1 protein-coding gene is annotated in these 274 nt (G+C 66.8%); it reads left to right on the forward strand.

Annotated elements, in window-relative coordinates:
• Nucleotides 1–274: homocitrate synthase/isopropylmalate synthase family protein (locus H2O73_RS23980; protein WP_497997521.1), on the forward strand; the 274-nt coding region annotated here is incomplete at both ends.

Raw genomic sequence — 274 nt, forward strand, 5'->3', positions numbered from 1 at the left:
ATATTCTCAACCGGGTTCCGACCAAGAGCGCGCCCTATGTGGGCGCGTCGGCCTTTGCGCACAAGGCGGGCCTGCATGCCTCGGCGATCCTGAAGGACCCCAGCACTTACGAGCATATCCCGCCGGAGGCGGTGGGCAATGCGCGGGTCATTCCGATGTCGAACCAGGCCGGGCAGTCGAACCTGCGCAAGCGTCTAGCCGATGCGGGGATCGCCGTGCAGAAGGGGGATGCGCGGCTCGGGGCGCTTCTGGACGAGGTAAAGCGGCGGGCGGA

The sequence above is a fragment of the Vibrio marinisediminis genome (genome assembly GCF_014050145.1).
Lineage (GTDB): Bacteria > Pseudomonadota > Gammaproteobacteria > Enterobacterales > Vibrionaceae > Vibrio > Vibrio marinisediminis.